The organism is Psychrobacter sp. Sarcosine-3u-12 (assembly GCF_002836005.1).
GTDB lineage: Bacteria > Pseudomonadota > Gammaproteobacteria > Pseudomonadales > Moraxellaceae > Psychrobacter > Psychrobacter okhotskensis.
On record NZ_PJBY01000109.1, the window covers coordinates 177,740 to 194,019 of the forward strand.

Genomic DNA, 16,280 nt, shown 5'->3' on the forward strand with positions numbered 1-16,280 from the left:
GAGTCGGTAGCTATCTGTTAATAAAGTCTAAAAGCCAGATGCTAGCAGCGAACATCTAATAGTCAGAACTGAGAGACAAATGCATCCCCTATCACATAATAAGAGGTGACTCATGACAATTAAAAAGTTTGAACCACGCATTGCTGATGTCGGTGGTATACCGATAGGCTTATTGCCGAACAGAGGCAAAAAGCCTATCGGTGCTTGGTGCTTTTTGGATCATGCTGGCCCTGCTGAATTTGGTGAAGACGAGTCAGGCATGCAAGTCGGCAGACATCCGCATACCAATTTGCAGACCTTTAGTTGGATGATTGAGGGCGAGGTTTTACATAAAGACAGCTTGGGTAACGAGCAAGTCATCTCCAAAAACCAAGTCAATGTCATGACCGCAGGTACAGGTCTCAATCAAGGTATCAGCCACACCGAGCAGAGCGTGTTTCCTGACACTGGTGGCTCAGCAGATGCCGCCCGTGGCATCAGCATGGTACAGTTGTGGATTGCGCTACCGACAGATCAGCAAATCGAGCGCAACTTCCATCATTATCCAGAGCTGCCAATGTGGAGCGAAGATAATGTTGATATGATTCTCACCACGGGTAGTTATACTAGCGTAACTGGCAAGCACTATGAAGCGCCTACCATACAGTATTCAAAATTGATCGGTATCGACGTCAACTTCACGCAAGATGGTGACGTGACGCTCAACTTAGAGCCAGACTTTGAATACGGTATCTTAGTCTTAGAAGGCGAGATTGAGTCTGAGGGCGAGATTTGCGGGCAAGATGAGCTATTCCGCTTCCACGATACTGATGTTGTTAATAACAAAAGCATCAGACTGGTTGCGAAAAAAGGCACTCGGGTGATGTTCATCGGTGGTGAACCATTGAATAACCAAGTACTACTGTGGTGGAACTTTGTTGCCGACAATAAAGCGGAAATTGAACAATCGATCATCGACTGGAACAATGGTCATGAACGCTTCGGTAATGTCGATTCTGATATGAAACGTCTACCGGCACCAGAACTACCAGAAGGTTTTAAAGGTTGAATTATGTAATAAAACTTATTTAATATTGACAACTATTAATTTTTTTTACAAAAAAGGAATAGGGATTTAATCCGTTGTTTCTTATAATAAAGCAGATTGGATTGGGGTATGATTGTTCACTAGCGCTCGTTAATGTGAATGCGACAATGTTAGTAAGTAATCACACCCATCTAACCTTTATCCTATTGGTCTCAATCAATTTATATAAATATCATGGAGAATGACTATGTCAGATTTACAGAAATTACATGAACTTGCTGAAAAGCGTCGTTCTATCTATGCGTTAAACGATCAATTACCAGTCGAAAAAGAAGAAGTGGTTAAATTGGTTGAGCATGCTATTTTACATACGCCCTCATCATTTAACTCACAATCAACGCGTATCGTTGTGTTGTTCGGTGACGATCATCAAAAACTTTGGGATATAACCGAAGCTGCTCTACGTGATATCGTTGGTGACGATGAGAAGTTTACCCCAACCAAGCAAAAAATCGGTGGCTTTAGAGCAGGCGCAGGTACGATTCTGTTCTTTGAAGATCAGACCGTGGTAAGAAACTTACAAGAAGCAGCGCCATTATATGCTGACAAATTCCCTGTATGGGCAGAGCATACCAATGCCATGCATCAGTATGTGATATGGACAGCGCTTGCTAGCATCAATGTTGGTGCGAACTTACAGCATTATAATCCAGTCATCGATAACAAAGTTTCTAGCACTTGGAGTATTGACGACCATTGGGATCTAACGGCACAAATGGTATTCGGTGGTATCGAGCAGTCAGCAGGCGACAAAGAATTCATGCCTGTTGAAGCGCGTATGAAAGTATTTGGTTAAGCCATTGTATTTAGCTAAAATGTAGATAAATAAGAATAAAAAAGCGCCGCCCAACCATCCGTTGAGCGGCGCTTTTTCTGTTTGAAGATTATCAATTAATCGTCGTGCAAATGATTGATAACTACTAATGAGCTGCTACTTATACTTGCAGTGAATGACTATTTACGTCGCATCAGGCTGTTGGCGACCCACGCTGGACCAATTAATAAAAACTGTAAATCTTCAAAAAATGAGGGTTTTTTGCCTTCGATTTTATGACCGATAAACTGCCCAATCCATGCAACGATAAAGATAGCTGCCCAAATTTTAAAGCCTAAAGGGAATAACGTCATCACAGAAAGACAGATGAGAATAAACATGCTCATGGCCAAAAATAATGGTGTCGAGAGTTGCATATAAAACAGTAGTACTAAGGCGCTAAGCACCAAAGTAAACCAAACTGATAATGACATGCCCATTCCTAACAGGCTGACAAAAATAGTGGGGACACAGAGCCAATGGATTTTTTTGTTCACTAGGTTTTGATGACTGACAGCATACTCACTGAGCCATTGCTCAAGGGTACGTTTAGACATCTTCTTTTGATGAGTGCGAGACATACTAACCTCCGTGTTAGTAAATGAATGACTGGTAGTAGCTCAATGAATGAATCTACTGACAACTACCAGTTGTAGCACTAATTTGTGTAATCTACCATATTATCTGGTAAACCGCGCAGTCAAACTGCTTATATTATCGAGTGGAAGATAGTCCATTTTATGCTAATAGTTGTTGCTCGCTGCTAGTTGTTGTTCGCTGCGATACCATTCATAAAGACCCACGAAAGAGTTCACTTGGTAGATGATGGTTTGAATGGCAAAGATATAATTGCCTGACATTAGGTTTACGATGAGCCAGACAAAATTAACGATAATCCATAGCCACCAGCTAAAAGAATAACGCAGAATCATTGCGGCTTGTGCAGTAATAGACAATACAAAAGCAATGACATTAATCCAAAAGAAGGAGATAAAGCCTAAGAATAGACTGTTATCATCCTCTACCACGGCATAGCCATAATTCGCCAGCAAATCATTGACGGTGGGGAAGAGTACCAAACCGATAACAATAAATGCGGCGGTAATTAACCAAACCGCTTTGCTAGCAGATTTTGGGATCATGTCGCCATCAGGGTCAGTGTGCTTTGACCAATAAAAGATACCGTATACATGGGTAAAGAAGTTAAATAATGGTGCTAACATTAGGCCGACTGCCCCCGAAGTCGCTTGTACTACGACTTCGCCAGCGGTTGCGCCCATACCAAAACCATTGCCCATGACGTTTTTTCGGAACGACAGCGATACCACACAGATCAAACCGATAAATGAAACCGCCAAATAAAACCAATCAAGGGTGCGATGTTCGGTAGTGAGCCAAAACCCTGCTGATAAGGCAATAACACCGCAAATAAACCACGTTATGATCCATTGTAGCGCCCATTTCCCAGTAATATTGTCTAATAGCTGAATGCGCATAACTGTTTTTTCCTAAAATAAATATGGCTATCAACAAGGTGCTGATAAAAGACGCTAGGGCACGCCCTAACAGCCGCAATGTTATTATAAATTCATGAATTTTGGGTATATTTTATTACTCTATGGTTTTTTACCATAAATATGCTGATCGATATATAGCAATGCTTGCTGGTAGCGCGCATCGTAATCAGGCTGATCAACCATGTACGGCTTAATATCATGACGGGCAAAAATATCGACGAGGCGCTGCTCAAAGCGTCCACGCGCCTCAGGCGTGCCTAATGAGCGCATGCCATCGTCCACCCACGGCGTATTATTATCTAGCATAATCGTATGATCTAAACGAAACTCATCGATACAGGCAGCGACAAAAGGATGGCGGCGACCTTCGTACTCTTCACAAAATGCTTGAGTAGTCACAAAGTCGGTATCGACGATGGTGACAGGGGCCGTGGCCTCAGCCGCTGCTTCTCGTATTGCCTGCGCATGGTTGAGGGCAATAGGGCCATAATCGCTATACTGTAGCCCAATCTCGCTGCCGCCTAAGTCCGTGCCGACATACAATCGACCCATCTCAAGCGCAAAGCTAGCACCATAATAATTGGCCAACTTATGCACCAGTGTGGTCTTTCCTGAGCTTTCGCCACCAACGATAGCAACGGTCTTGGTATAATCGCCACGTGCTTGTGGATGCAGCGCTGACCAGTACGCCACAGGATTACGAGCGATAGCAAAAGAGTCAAACTCAAGCTGTAATGAGGTAGTGACTACTTGCATCTGCAGTTGCTCTTGGATGCCGCTTTGCGCCAATGGATGGTTATCCGCCACGAATAATACCGTCTTTTCCGGTAGTGCTAATGCCTCTGCCAAACGTTGCAACTTGGCATTACTAACAGCGACATCAATATGAACATCAGCGAAATGCTCGTGCAGTGGTAGCTCAATTTGATCAGTGGTATGAATATGAATAAATGCTAAGTCAGCGCAGGCCATCTGTAGCCAACGCGCTTTGTCCTGTAAGGTAATGGTAAAGTCTGGATGCGGTGATGGATGCGCCATGATGACGATATGCAAGGTCTTCGCTTGTCCTGCTGCTTCCAATATACTGCGCATCTGCCCCAAGTGTAGAGGCTCAAAATGCCCAATCATTAAACCCGTCTCGTACATAGCTGTCCTTATATATGTCTTATTTTGATTTTGTTATATTTTACTGCTTATCTAATATGGGTCTGATGCGGCTTTATTAATTTATCAGCATGGTATAAAGGTTTGAACATAGTTACAGGTAGGTTATTGTAAACAGCCGTTTTATGCTTAGAAAAATACCACAAATCTACCAAATTTATCCTGCATGATTTAATGTTTTTCTGCTTTTATGGTTATGTTTACAATATGTCATAATTGATTGGAATATCAAAAGGTTAGAGTCGCTGTAGTAAAGCCGTAAGGTTATAGAAATAAACCTCACTCTGAAACATTTTGAAATATCTATTTAAAATCAGGGGTTTACGAGGCCTAATGACAGATTAGGGCAAGTTTAAGTAGCATAAACTCACAAAGTACGTCTACATACTCAACAGATAAAAATTTAAACATTGCTATAATTATTCATAAGTTGAGAACGCTAAGCATTTTTGAGAATAAGTGTTTTTAAAAAAATAAGTTTTTTTAACAATAAGTTCTCATATGAAACTAAAAATAAGTAAAAGATAAACTATATCAGAGAGGTATTTGATTTGGCTAAGTTAGCAAAATTACATCGCTCACAGAATAATCGCATGATAGCCGGTGTGATGGGCGGCATTGCAGAATATGTCGGCTGGTCACCTACTTGGGTCAGGTTGTTATTCGTCATTGTTTCTTCATTGAGTGCAGCTGTACCCGGTATTTTGATATACATTATCCTATGGATAATTATGCCAAAAGCCTCTAGCGAGTCGTACCAGTAATAGGTCTTTAACAAAGCAATCGTAAAATCATCAATGTAAATGTAATCAGTAATAGCGTTAAGAACAAAAAGGTTAATATCAAAGCTAGAGCCCATTAAAAACAAAAAGCCTGACCAATCAGGATACCAAAGACATACTTTTCCTCCTGCCCAAATGTTCACGCATTTGGGTATTTTTTTGCCATTTGAGGTTGGCTTCATCACCTCGTTAGTGATGTTTTTATTGCTCGATGAGCAAATATAGTGAGTGAAAAGTAATATCGATATATCAGCAATACTGTCGCGTTTTTAGTATATTTTGACTAGATGCAATATTTCTAGGTTGTTTCTTCAGTTGCCTGATAAATTTAGTTAATGTAAATATGGATAAAATAGTTATTTTTTAGTAAGGTGAGCAGGCGAATAGAGTCGTTGCCGAATAGGCTATACGAGTACTATCAATATTTTATTTCATAATACAAACTCCACAGTGGCTTTATGACGATGCCCCAAACTATGACAACTCAAACTATGACAACTGAAGCGAAAAACTCTCAACCGATGACTTTTCAAGATTTAATCCTAACCCTACAGAATTATTGGGCCGACAAGGGCTGTGTAATATTACAGCCTTATGATATGGAAGTCGGTGCGGGTACTTTTCACACTGCGACGTTTTTGCGCTCCTTAGGTCCTGAGCGTTGGAATGCTGCCTATGTACAGCCATCTCGCCGTCCTACGGATGGGCGCTATGGTGACAATCCAAATCGCTTGCAGCATTATTATCAATTTCAAGTAGTGCTCAAGCCGAATCCACCTAATATTCAAGAGCTATATTTGGACTCACTAAGAGCCATTGGTATCGATCCGTTGGTACATGATGTGCGTTTTGTCGAGGACAACTGGGAGTCGCCTACGCTAGGTGCGTGGGGACTTGGTTGGGAGATTTGGCTTAACGGTATGGAAGTGACCCAGTTTACCTACTTTCAGCAAGTGGGCGGCATTGAGTGTTTCCCAGTGACTGGCGAAATCACTTATGGTCTTGAACGCTTGGCGATGTATGTGCAAGGCGTTGATAGCGTTTACGATTTGGTTTGGGCAGATGGTGAATTTGGTCGTGTGACTTATGGCGATGTTTTTCATCAAAATGAAGTGGAACAGTCTACCTATAACTTTGAGCACGCTGATGTGCCAATGATGGGTCAGATGTTTGACTTTTATGAGCAGCAAGCAGATAAATTGGTTGCTGAAGGGTTGCCATTACCTGCCTATGAAATGGTATTAAAAGCATCACATGCTTTTAATTTACTGGATGCACGCGGTGCAATTTCGGTGACCGAACGTCAGCGCTTTATCTTACGTGTACGTACATTGGCGCGTAAAGTTGCCATTGGTTATGTGGAAGCGCGTGCCAAGCTGGGCTTCCCATTAGCCGATGAGGCGCATCGTCAAGCGGCGCTCGATAAGTATTTGCCAAAAGAAGACGCTGCAACTGAAAGTGCAGAAAACAATCAAGCTACTGACAACAACCAAACTACTAATAAATAGGAGCATCCCATGAGTACTATTCTATTTGAACTGGGGTGTGAAGAGCTACCTCCAAAAAGCCTGAAACCTTTACGTGATGCGCTACAAGCCAGTATCACCGAGCAGTTAAATGAAGCTGAAATTGGCTTCGATAATATTAAAGCCTTTGCCGCGCCGCGTCGTTTGGCGCTTCAAATTGAGGGTATCAGCGACAAGCAACCGGATCGTAGCGAGCAAAAACGTGGTCCAGCGATTAAAGCCGCATTTGATGCTGATGGCAATCCAACGCGTGCGGCGATGGGTTTTGCTAAAGGCTTGGGTATTGAGGCCAGTGAGCTGATAACAATCAACACCGATAAAGGTGATTATGTCGGTTATGAGCAAACCATTCAGGGTCAAGCAACGACTGAATTGCTGCCATCCATTTTTCAGACGGCGCTGGATAATCTACCCATTGCTAAGCGTATGCGTTCAGGCGCAAGCCGCAATGAATTCGTGCGTCCCGTACAATGGGCGGTATTGATGCAGGATAGCACTGTCATTGATGCGACCATCCAAGGGCATCAGACCGGCACGCAAACCCGTGGTCATCGCTTCCACAGTCCTGATTATCACGATATTGGTCATGCCAATGACTATGAAGAATTACTAAGTGGTTTAAAAGTAGTTGCTGATTTTGATAAGCGTCAAATGCTCATCAAAAACCAAGTCAAAGCCTTGGCTGATGAAGTCAATTCTGATGCTATTGTGCCGCAAGACTTGTTAGATGAAGTGACTGCCTTGGTTGATTTTCCGATTGCCTTACGAGCAAGCTTTGAAGCACGCTTTTTACAAGTACCGCAAGAAGCGCTTATCTCGACCATGCAAGCGGATCAAAAGTATTTTTGCTTAACGGATAAAACAGGCAAACTACAACCGTACTTTATTTTTATTACTAATATCGAGTCAAAAGACCCCAATCAAATTATTGAAGGTAATGAGAAAGTCGTGCGTCCACGCTTGGCCGATGCAGAATTTTTCTTCTTACAAGATCAAAAGCAGCCACTATTTGCGCTGACAGAAAGTCTAAAAACTCGTGTATTCCAAGACAAGCTAGGTACGATTTGGGAGAAGTCTGAGCGTATTGCTAAGCTTGCCGCCTTTATTGCCGCCTTGATGCAACAGCAGGGTCAGCAGATTGATATCGATGAAACGGTACGTGCGGGCATTTTGTCCAAAGCCGATTTGGCAAGCTCATTGGTTGGGGAATATCCCGAATTGCAAGGTATCGCCGGTACCTATTATGCGCGTTTGAATGATGAGCATGAAGCGGTCGCCGCAAGTTTAGAAGAGCAATATCTGCCCAAGTTCAGTGGTGATGTATTACCACAGACGCCAATTGGTATTTGCTTAGCACTAGCCGACCGTTTAGATACGCTCGTTGGTATTTTTGCGATTGACCAAGCACCGACGGGCTCAAAAGATCCGTTTAGCTTACGTCGCTCAGCGATTGGTATCTTGCGTATTTTGATTGAAAAGCAGTTACCGATTAATTTGGTAGCGCTCGTTGAGCAGGCGATTAAAGGTTATAGCACGAGCGATGGCAGCAAGATTGCCAAGATGGGCGATACCTTTACCCAAGTCATGGCGTTTCTAAATTCGCGTTATCGGGCGATGTATACCGAGCAAGGCGTTAGTGTCGATACCATTCAGGCAGTGCAAGCGATTAATCCGCATATGCCGCTTGATTTTGATCAGCGTATTCGGGCGGTACAAGCGTTTAGCGCATTACCACAAGCGTCGATGTTGGCTGATTCAAACAAACGTGTCGCCAATATTTTAGCCAAATCAGAAGTAAGTGTCGCCGACAATGTTGATGAAGCGTTATTGTCCGAGCCTGCCGAGCAAGCTTTGTACACGAGTGTGCTGCAAGCACAAACGGCAGTCACGCCAATGCTGGAGCAGGCTGACTATACGCAAGTATTGCAAACGCTTGTTAGTCTAGATGAGCCGTTGACGCAGTTCTTTGCTGATGTCATGGTCAATAGTGAAGATGCGGCGCTAAAGAACAATCGCTTGGCATTGCTTAAGCAAGTTCGTGCATTGTTCCTAACCGTCGCTGATATTAGTGAGCTGCAGCTATAGTTTGAAGACAATCTGAGTATCTATTCGTTCAGTATCTTCCGTATCTATGCGCTCAGCCTGCAGCGTTAAGTTTATAAAGTCTTAATCCATACTCTAAGGAGCAATGCTGTGTTCGCTGCTATTATGATGATAATTATTATCTGGATTGTGATGTGGGGCTTTTATAAGTTTATGTACCCGCGTGCGCCTAGAAGCATGATGCCAAAAGATGGTGATGTGACCACACCGCGTCACTGCGATTTTTGTGGTAATAGCTTGGCTGAATATCGCGGCGTCTTAGAAACTAAGCCGAACTTGGTGGCAAGTAGCGACAGTGCCAGTCATTTAAGTGCCAGTAATTCAAGTGCCAGTCATTTAAGTGACAGTAATTCAAGTGACAGCAATCCGCAAGTTAATAAAGAACTGTTCTTTTGCAACTACGAGCATCAAGCGGACTTTCATGCTGGCAAGGTTTATAGCTCTGCAGATTAACGCAGTGTTTACTGGTTATCGTCAAAAAATAAGCGCTTAGCTGTCATCAGCTAAGCGCTTGTCTTTTTAGAATGCTAATTTAATATCAGTACAAACTTACAAGATAGAGTGTGCATCTTTCATGATTTTATTGAGCAATGCTTCAGACTGTTTATCTCCTTGAATACGATCTTCATCGCTTCTTTGATAAGTATGAATTTTCTCGTATAAATTTAAGCAGCACAGTACTAGCAAGCTCTCTTGGCTCAGGCTTGGCGCATCGCGTTTTAGGTCGAGCGCATAATTATTGATATAAGAGACGGCTGAGTGTAGCTCTTCTTGCTCGTGCACTGGGCAATAGATGGGATAGGTCACCCCAGCAATCGCAATATCTACTTTTTTGATTTGTGGCTCAGGAGTGCTGTTTGTTTTAGGCGCAGGTTTAGCAGCGCCGCTCTGTGGAGCTGAAGTATTTGCAGCTGAAGTATTTGGCGCGATTCTTTGGGATTTAAGCCCATTGGTTGGTAGTTGGTTATTTTGTGATGGATTGTTTGGCGCTTGCTTGTTTAAAGGGTTGGTCTGGTCATCAGTCATGATAAATCCTACAATATATGTCATTAAAGTGAGTAATATAAGAGATTATAAGTGTGAGTCTAGTGGCTTAATCAACGCTGTATTTTTAATAATGAAGGTACTTGATAACTAAAGCACTTAATAGCTAAAGCACTTGATAGCTAAGACAGTTGATAATAAAGGCACTTAGTCAACGTGGCTTTTATCGATAATAAAGTTATTTAAGCAAAAAGACTTAAGCCAAACTCACCACTGACTATCTCGTGCCGCTATGTATCAACCTTCTGCTTGATCGATACGGGTTAAGCGTTTTAACACCACTTGCGTCCGTTCAGCGGCCAACTGATTCTTCTTTTGTAAGTCGCTGTTTTGCTGTTTGATATCGCTGTACTGCTGCTTTAATTCATTATTATGCTGTAGCAGCTCGCTGTTTTCTTGTTGTAATTGGCTGATTTGCTTTTGCAGTTTATCTTGCTCTTCACCGATCATATGATGGGCCTCTGCCAGATTTTGATAGCGCTTATCGAGATCGTTCAGCTGTTTTTTGGCACCGTCACGTTCTGTATAACTGCTATCCAGCTTGCTTTGCAGTGCGGTAAGTTCTTTGGGATCGGTAACAGGGTGTTGTTTGAGGCTGCTAAGTTCAGCACTGACAAGCTGATACTGTTTTTTGATGTCGAGTATCATTTTTTCTAATATTCTAAGTTGATCATACATAGTCAGTTTTTATCCTTAACAAGTAAGCGTGAATGAATTTTGTTCTCTGCGTTTAATAATGCCATAGGTGACCGCATAATATCTATATCAACAAAGTAATTGTATGCCGCTTTGTTTCGTAACTTCTATCAGCCGCCGCTTTATTAATGATAGTGCGCGGCATCTGTTTCTATTTAACACTACTAATCAATTACTAGGACATCTATTATGAATGATAATATCTCTGGCTGGAATACATGGCTGGCCGCGTTTGACGATTGGACTGACGTGTCTATCAGTGAGGTACACGGCTTAATGACGGGACTGATGACCGCTTGCGATGCACCTGGTGAAAAGGTATGGGCCAAGGTGTTTGAGGAGCTGAGTTTTGCGCCATTGCCTGATGAAGCACTAACCTTGTTGACTGAAGAAGCGGAGGACACCGTGTTTCAGTTAAAAGACAAAGACGACGCTTATTCGTATACGCCGCTGGTACCAGATGATGAACATGACTTGTACGAGCGCGTGATGGCACTGAAACAGTGGGCGAATGGCTTTATGACGGGTTTTGGTATTACTGATTGCCGTCTGAGTAGCGATGAAAACGAGATGCTATCGGATTTGGCTAAAATCGGCGGGATTCGTTTAGAAGATGACGAAGACTTTGAAGGTGGTGAAGAGTCTTATCTGCATATCTATGAGTTTGCGCGTATGGTACCAGTGAGCTTTGCCACCCGCCAGCGTAAGCCTGTCAAAGATATTGCGCTGATTTCGGGACTGGCTATCGATGCCAAAACCACCAAAGAGCTACAAGCTGAAGGTAAGGCTTCTAATACTAAGCCAAAACCAATGCCGCCAGTCGTTGATATTATGAATCAAAATCATCCATCATAAGTGATGTGATTGGCAATACAAATGATGTGTTGCGGTAAAAGAATAAAGAGGAGTCTGAGATGATAACTGACCATGATATGCAGCATTTGCGTCGCTGTGTGGCGCTTGCAGCCGAAGCGCTAGAAGCGGGTGATAAACCTTTTGGTAGCGTATTGGTCGATAGTGATGGTCAGGTATTACGCGAAGATCGTAACCGTGCTAATTCGGTCGACGCGACTTATCATCCTGAAATTGCTGTTGCACAATGGGCCGCGCAAAACATGACAGCGGATGCGCGTGCCAAAGCCGTGGTTTATACCTCAGGTGAGCATTGTGCCATGTGCTCGGCGGCTCATGCATGGGCAGGTCTTGGTCGTATCGTCTACGTTAGCTCCTCAAAGCAGTTAGGAAAATGGATGGAGGAGATGGGCGTGACCTCAACATCGCCCATCAACTCATTGAGTATTCAAGAAGTGGCGCCAAACGTACCAGTAGAAGGTCCGATTGCAGGCTTGGATGAAGAAGTCAAAGCATTACAGCGTCGCTCATTGCAAAGAGGGTAGCTCTTTTATTTTATACCGTAATAAGGATGTTTTATGACTATAAAGAACAGCATCGATAATAATAGCACTGATAATAACAGACAAACCTTGGCAACTACTGCTTATCCCACTCAAAGTATTGATTGGCTCACGCGCTTAATTGGCTTTGATACCGTCAGTCGGTATTCAAACTTAGCCCTAATTGAAGATGTAAAAGCGTACTGCGAGCAATTAGGCTTAACAGTCGATTTGACTTTTAACGAAGCCAAAAATAAAGCCAATTTATTCGTTACTGTGCCAGCAGGGGCAAATGCTGACGAAGTCAATCATGGTCTCGTGCTATCTGGTCATACTGATGTCGTGCCAGTCGATGGGCAAGAATGGACGTCAGAGCCGTTCACCGCGACCATTCGTGGTGACAAGCTATATGGACGCGGCGCTTGTGATATGAAAGGCTTTATCGCCTGTGCCTTGACGCTATTGCCACAAGCTGCAAAGCTATCTAAAAATGGTCAGCTACGTCGTCCATTATATTTGGCTTTATCATTTGATGAAGAAGTAGGCTGTTTGGGTGCACCATTAATATTGGCAGATTTAAAAGCACGGGGTATCACCCCTGATTATTGTATCGTTGGCGAGCCGACCAAGATGACGATGGTGGTGGCACATAAAGGCATCGCGGTTTATCGTTGCCGTGTGCATGGCAAGTCTGCGCATTCGTCATTGACTGCACAGGGCGTCAACGCTATTAGCTATGCCAGTCGTTTGATTGGTTATGTTGATACCTTAGCGGAAGAGATCAGTCATCGTAGTGATAATGATGCACTGTTTGATGTGCCTTATTCGACACTGTCTGTAGGCACAATAAAAGGTGGCACGGCGACCAATATTGTCCCCAATCTATGTGAGTTTACCTTTGACTATCGCAATCTGCCGCATATGACTCAAGACGATATCCTCGCGCCGATTCAGGCGAAGGTTGCAGAGCTCAGCGCACAAATGAAAGCACGCGCGCCGGAGACGGGTATTGAGCTGATGCAAGAAGAAAGCGTACCAGCAATGACCGATAGCGACAGCGCCGAGTTACAAGCGTTAATAGCTGCTCTGACGGGTGATGATAAACGTCATAAAGTCGCTTATGCGACTGAGGGTGGTCAGTTTACCAATAGCGGCATCCCCACAATTATCTGCGGTCCGGGTAGTATCGAGCAGGCTCATAAAGCCGATGAATATGTTGAGCTAAGCGAAATTGAACGTTGTGATGGTTTTTTAGAGAAGCTATTAGACAGCTGCACAGTCAACTGATGGATTAAATCAGAAACAGCTTTTTTCTATTATCAGTAAGTCGCGAGCTAGCATAAAATACACCGTCTTTATGGCGGTGTTTATTTTTTTAATTTTTTCGCGTATTCAATTTATTCTAAATAAAAGAGTAGGGGTTGGTCGATGTCTTGGCATCTGTTTGCGATATTTTTTGCAAGTACGTTTTTTATCTCGGCGACCCCTGGTCCCAACATGCTCTTAGCGTTTCAATATGGTATGAACTACGGCGTGAAGCGGACGCTATGGACGCTGGCAGGATTAAGCCTTGGTTTGTTCATTCTGCTACTTTCTACGTTGCTCGGATTGGATGCGATCAGTCGCCAATCACCTTGGCTGCTCACTGTTATTAAAGCAGTAGGCGCAGCATATCTAATTTATTTGGGTATCAGCTCATGGCGTGATGCAGGCGAGGGCAGCTTGATGAATGATGCTCGCGAAATGGGCGAAGAAGTGGCGGCTGACTATCCTGATACGATGCAAACTATGACAGATAAAGAAATGCCGCAGCCGCGCTCGCTATCTAGTGCGGCGGTCAAAGTATCGCCAAGTAATAGCACCTTATTTCGTACCGGTATTTGGGTATCATTGTCCAATCCCAAAGCTATTTTATTCTTCGCTGCTTTCTTTCCTAAATTTATCAATTTCAGTGCGCCGCTATGGCCACAATATATTCTATTGACCGTAGGGTTGTTTTTGAGCGAGACGATTTGGCAAATCGTTTATACGCTCGGTGGCAAGAAGCTGGCGGGCTGGCTGGATGTTGGCGAGCGTTTGGCATGGCTAAATCGCGGCTGCGGGGTGATATTTATTTTAATTGCCGCGGCGTTATTGGCTGAAGTGTTGAATAGTTTTATGGCTTAAAGGTCTTTGTCAGCAATTTAACAGGCCTTGGGCTTACTCATAAAAAAGCCGTTCACTATTAAATAGCGAACGGCTTTTTCATTCATTCAATTTTTCTAAAAATTTAAGCCAATACCTCGACTAGCTCACCTTTCACCATATGCGGACTCACAAAGTCAGTAATACGTACGCTCACGATTTTACCCAACATTTCATCCATTGTATCAACGTCATAAGGGAACATGACCGTACGTGTATTATCCGCCGTACCGATTAAGCAATCAGGATGACGATTGGCGACTTGCTCAACCAATACACGAGTGGTAGTGCCAACCATTTCATGGGTTTTGGCGAGCGTTGAGTCGATGATGACTTTTTGGAATTCAGCTAATCGCTCTTTTTTAGTCTTGAAGCTCACATCATCGGGTAATTCTGCTGCTGGCGTACCCGGACGCTTAGAGTAAATAAAGCTATACGAATGATCGAAGTTTAATTCTTTTGCCAAGTTCAAGGTATCTTGGAAGTCTTGCTCCGTCTCACCGGGGAAACCAATGATAAAGTCGCTCGATAAGTGAATATCAGGGCGAATGGCTTTGAGCTTATTGATCTGGTTGATATAAACATCAATGGTATGGTTACGCTTCATCGCCGCGAGGATAGCGTTCGAGCCACTTTGTACTGGCAAATGCAAGTGCGATACCAGCTCTGGTAATTGCGCATAAGCATCAATGATATCGTCGGTAAATTCTAATGGATGACTGGTGGTATAACGAATGCGCTCGACACCATCGACGTGCGAGACATAATGCAGTAGTTCTGCGAAACGGCAAATACTGCCATCATCTTTTTGGCCGCGATAGCCGTTGACGTTTTGACCCAATAGATTGATTTCACGCACGCCTTGCTCAGCTAAGCTGTCAATCTCTGCTAATACATCATCCAGTGGACGCGATAACTCTTCACCGCGCGTATAAGGAACAACGCAGAATGAACAATACTTTGAGCAGCCTTCCATAATGGATACAAAGGCCTTATAGCCTTCAACGCGCGGCTCAGGTAAAAAGTCAAACTTCTCGATACTAGGGAAGGATACATCTACCGTACCGATACGATTCTTAGGCGCAATTTCACGTTGCTCGTTTGATTGATCATAGAGTTCAGGCAAACGATGCAAGGTTTGTGGGCCAAAAACCATATCGACATAAGGTGCGCGCTTTTGAATGTTATCGCCTTCTTGCGAGGCCACACAGCCGCCGACACCGATCACGAGGTCAGGACGTTTTTCTTTTAACTTGCGCCAGCGACCTAATTCTGAAAAGACTTTTTCTTGCGCTTTTTCACGAATGGAGCAGGTGTTCATTAGCAGCACATCGGCTTCGTCGATATCGTGCGTCACTTCCATACCGTGTGAATCACCCAGCACGTCGAGCATTTTGCCAGAGTCATAGACATTCATCTGACAGCCCTGCGTGGTGACAAACACCTTTTTAGTCGGCGCTTTATTGACAGGCGTTTGGGCTGAACTTGGCTCGTTGAGTGCAGTGACAGCAGGCGCGGTGACAGTCGTCTCAGCAACGGCAGCGTCATTAATGCGGGGATTAAATACAGTAACACTCATAAGGATAAGTCCATGATTGACTAAAATGTAGCGGGGTAAGCGATTAACAGGTGGCGTATTTTATCACAACCCTGTGCCAATGTGAAAAGTAAGCGTGTGCTTTCGATTATAATCAGGATAAATTATTCATAATAGTATCAATTGCTTATCAATAATAGAGCAGAGATTGAAAATCGCTAACCTTTAATAAAGTATTTAGCTTGTACTGTTGTTGATGCTAAAGGTAGGCATGCATAAATTAGTGCTAAGGCGGATCAATATTACTACCGTAAGTAGTGGATATTGGTAAGGCGCAGCTAATTTGTCTTATTATGGAAAATTTTATTGTTTATCTCTACGAGTTAGCCATACTATTATCATTTTTATGCTTCTATCACTTTTATGTTTCGT

General features: G+C 43.3%; 16 protein-coding genes. 10 read left to right on the forward strand and 6 right to left on the reverse strand.

Annotated elements, in window-relative coordinates:
* Positions 1-112 precede the first annotated feature (112 nt).
* Together CXF65_RS12635 and CXF65_RS12640 are read left to right on the forward strand one after the other, a co-directional pair.
* Positions 113-1,048 carry a pirin family protein gene (locus CXF65_RS12635; RefSeq protein WP_101212315.1) on the forward strand — a complete coding sequence of 312 codons (936 nt, stop codon included), beginning with the start codon at positions 113-115 and terminating at the stop codon, positions 1,046-1,048.
* Positions 1,049-1,274: 226 nt separating this feature from the next.
* On the forward strand, positions 1,275-1,883 hold the full coding sequence (locus CXF65_RS12640; RefSeq protein ID WP_101212317.1) for a nitroreductase family protein: 609 nt from the start codon (positions 1,275-1,277) through the stop codon (positions 1,881-1,883).
* A 158-nt stretch (positions 1,884-2,041) separates the two neighbouring features.
* On the opposite strand, the gene CXF65_RS12645 is transcribed toward CXF65_RS12640, so the two are convergent.
* The 3 genes from CXF65_RS12645 to nadR all read right to left on the reverse strand — a co-directional run bounded on the left by CXF65_RS12645 (position 2,042) and on the right by nadR (position 4,564).
* A complete protein-coding gene (locus CXF65_RS12645; RefSeq protein WP_101212319.1) occupies positions 2,042-2,482 on the reverse strand; it encodes a DUF962 domain-containing protein in 441 nt (146 codons plus the stop codon).
* Positions 2,483-2,644: 162 nt separating this feature from the next.
* Positions 2,645-3,397: a nicotinamide riboside transporter PnuC gene (gene pnuC / locus CXF65_RS12650; RefSeq protein ID WP_101212320.1), complete on the reverse strand. Its 753-nt coding sequence runs from the start codon at positions 3,395-3,397 to the stop codon at positions 2,645-2,647.
* Positions 3,398-3,517: 120 nt separating this feature from the next.
* A complete protein-coding gene (gene nadR, locus CXF65_RS12655) occupies positions 3,518-4,564 on the reverse strand; it encodes a multifunctional transcriptional regulator/nicotinamide-nucleotide adenylyltransferase/ribosylnicotinamide kinase NadR (RefSeq protein ID WP_101212322.1) in 1,047 nt (348 codons plus the stop codon).
* Positions 4,565-5,133: 569 nt separating this feature from the next.
* Between nadR and CXF65_RS12660 the strand changes: the two genes are divergently transcribed.
* The 4 genes from CXF65_RS12660 (at position 5,134) to CXF65_RS12675 (ending at position 9,446) form a co-directional block, all read left to right on the forward strand.
* On the forward strand, positions 5,134-5,346 hold the full coding sequence (locus CXF65_RS12660; RefSeq protein ID WP_101212324.1) for a PspC domain-containing protein: 213 nt from the start codon (positions 5,134-5,136) through the stop codon (positions 5,344-5,346).
* 539 nt (positions 5,347-5,885) lie between these two features.
* Complete coding sequence (glyQ, locus tag CXF65_RS12665) at positions 5,886-6,872, forward strand: glycine--tRNA ligase subunit alpha (protein WP_025652383.1); 987 nt, start codon at positions 5,886-5,888, stop codon at positions 6,870-6,872.
* Positions 6,873-6,881: 9 nt separating this feature from the next.
* Positions 6,882-8,975 carry a glycine--tRNA ligase subunit beta gene (glyS, locus tag CXF65_RS12670; protein ID WP_101212326.1) on the forward strand — a complete coding sequence of 698 codons (2,094 nt, stop codon included), beginning with the start codon at positions 6,882-6,884 and terminating at the stop codon, positions 8,973-8,975.
* A gap of 108 nt (positions 8,976-9,083) precedes the next feature.
* A complete protein-coding gene (locus CXF65_RS12675; protein ID WP_227523267.1) occupies positions 9,084-9,446 on the forward strand; it encodes a hypothetical protein in 363 nt (120 codons plus the stop codon).
* 96 nt (positions 9,447-9,542) lie between these two features.
* Here the strand turns inward: CXF65_RS12675 and CXF65_RS12680 are convergent, their stop codons facing one another.
* Positions 9,543-10,019, reverse strand: coding sequence for a cell division protein ZapA (locus tag CXF65_RS12680; RefSeq protein WP_101212328.1), 477 nt, complete (start codon positions 10,017-10,019; stop codon positions 9,543-9,545).
* A gap of 255 nt (positions 10,020-10,274) precedes the next feature.
* Positions 10,275-10,715: a hypothetical protein gene (locus tag CXF65_RS12685; RefSeq protein ID WP_025652387.1), complete on the reverse strand. Its 441-nt coding sequence runs from the start codon at positions 10,713-10,715 to the stop codon at positions 10,275-10,277.
* 207 nt (positions 10,716-10,922) lie between these two features.
* On the opposite strand from CXF65_RS12685, the gene CXF65_RS12690 reads away from it, so the two are divergent.
* From CXF65_RS12690 to CXF65_RS12705, 4 genes are all read left to right on the forward strand, one after another.
* Entirely contained in the window at positions 10,923-11,588 is a 666-nt protein-coding gene (locus tag CXF65_RS12690; protein WP_101212330.1) for a UPF0149 family protein, read from the forward strand.
* Between the two features lie 59 nt (positions 11,589-11,647).
* Positions 11,648-12,130 carry a nucleoside deaminase gene (locus CXF65_RS12695; protein ID WP_101212332.1) on the forward strand — a complete coding sequence of 161 codons (483 nt, stop codon included), beginning with the start codon at positions 11,648-11,650 and terminating at the stop codon, positions 12,128-12,130.
* Positions 12,131-12,163: 33 nt separating this feature from the next.
* Complete coding sequence (argE, locus tag CXF65_RS12700; protein WP_227523268.1) at positions 12,164-13,414, forward strand: acetylornithine deacetylase; 1,251 nt, start codon at positions 12,164-12,166, stop codon at positions 13,412-13,414.
* Between the two features lie 141 nt (positions 13,415-13,555).
* Complete coding sequence (locus CXF65_RS12705; RefSeq protein ID WP_101212334.1) at positions 13,556-14,293, forward strand: LysE family translocator; 738 nt, start codon at positions 13,556-13,558, stop codon at positions 14,291-14,293.
* 103 nt (positions 14,294-14,396) lie between these two features.
* Here CXF65_RS12705 and miaB read toward each other — a convergent pair whose 3' ends face one another.
* A complete protein-coding gene (gene miaB, locus CXF65_RS12710) occupies positions 14,397-15,890 on the reverse strand; it encodes a tRNA (N6-isopentenyl adenosine(37)-C2)-methylthiotransferase MiaB (RefSeq protein ID WP_101212335.1) in 1,494 nt (497 codons plus the stop codon).
* Positions 15,891-16,280: the final 390 nt, after the last annotated feature.

Bases quoted from the DNA above. Each gene is read 5' to 3' on its own strand.
- CXF65_RS12640 (WP_101212317.1), top strand. From the start codon at position 1,275: ATGTCAGATTTACAGAAATTACATGAACTTGCTGAAAAGCGTCGTTCT.
- CXF65_RS12680 (WP_101212328.1), bottom strand. From the start codon at position 10,019: ATGACTGATGACCAGACCAACCCTTTAAACAAGCAAGCGCCAAACAAT.
- CXF65_RS12695 (WP_101212332.1), top strand. From the start codon at position 11,648: ATGATAACTGACCATGATATGCAGCATTTGCGTCGCTGTGTGGCGCTT.
- CXF65_RS12645 (WP_101212319.1), bottom strand. From the start codon at position 2,482: ATGTCTCGCACTCATCAAAAGAAGATGTCTAAACGTACCCTTGAGCAA.
- nadR (WP_101212322.1), bottom strand. From the start codon at position 4,564: ATGTACGAGACGGGTTTAATGATTGGGCATTTTGAGCCTCTACACTTG.
- CXF65_RS12685 (WP_025652387.1), bottom strand. From the start codon at position 10,715: ATGTATGATCAACTTAGAATATTAGAAAAAATGATACTCGACATCAAA.
- miaB (WP_101212335.1), bottom strand. From the start codon at position 15,890: ATGAGTGTTACTGTATTTAATCCCCGCATTAATGACGCTGCCGTTGCT.
- argE (WP_227523268.1), top strand. From the start codon at position 12,164: ATGACTATAAAGAACAGCATCGATAATAATAGCACTGATAATAACAGA.
- CXF65_RS12635 (WP_101212315.1), top strand. From the start codon at position 113: ATGACAATTAAAAAGTTTGAACCACGCATTGCTGATGTCGGTGGTATA.
- glyQ (WP_025652383.1), top strand. From the start codon at position 5,886: ATGACTTTTCAAGATTTAATCCTAACCCTACAGAATTATTGGGCCGAC.
- CXF65_RS12690 (WP_101212330.1), top strand. From the start codon at position 10,923: ATGAATGATAATATCTCTGGCTGGAATACATGGCTGGCCGCGTTTGAC.
- pnuC (WP_101212320.1), bottom strand. From the start codon at position 3,397: ATGCGCATTCAGCTATTAGACAATATTACTGGGAAATGGGCGCTACAA.
- CXF65_RS12705 (WP_101212334.1), top strand. From the start codon at position 13,556: ATGTCTTGGCATCTGTTTGCGATATTTTTTGCAAGTACGTTTTTTATC.
- glyS (WP_101212326.1), top strand. From the start codon at position 6,882: ATGAGTACTATTCTATTTGAACTGGGGTGTGAAGAGCTACCTCCAAAA.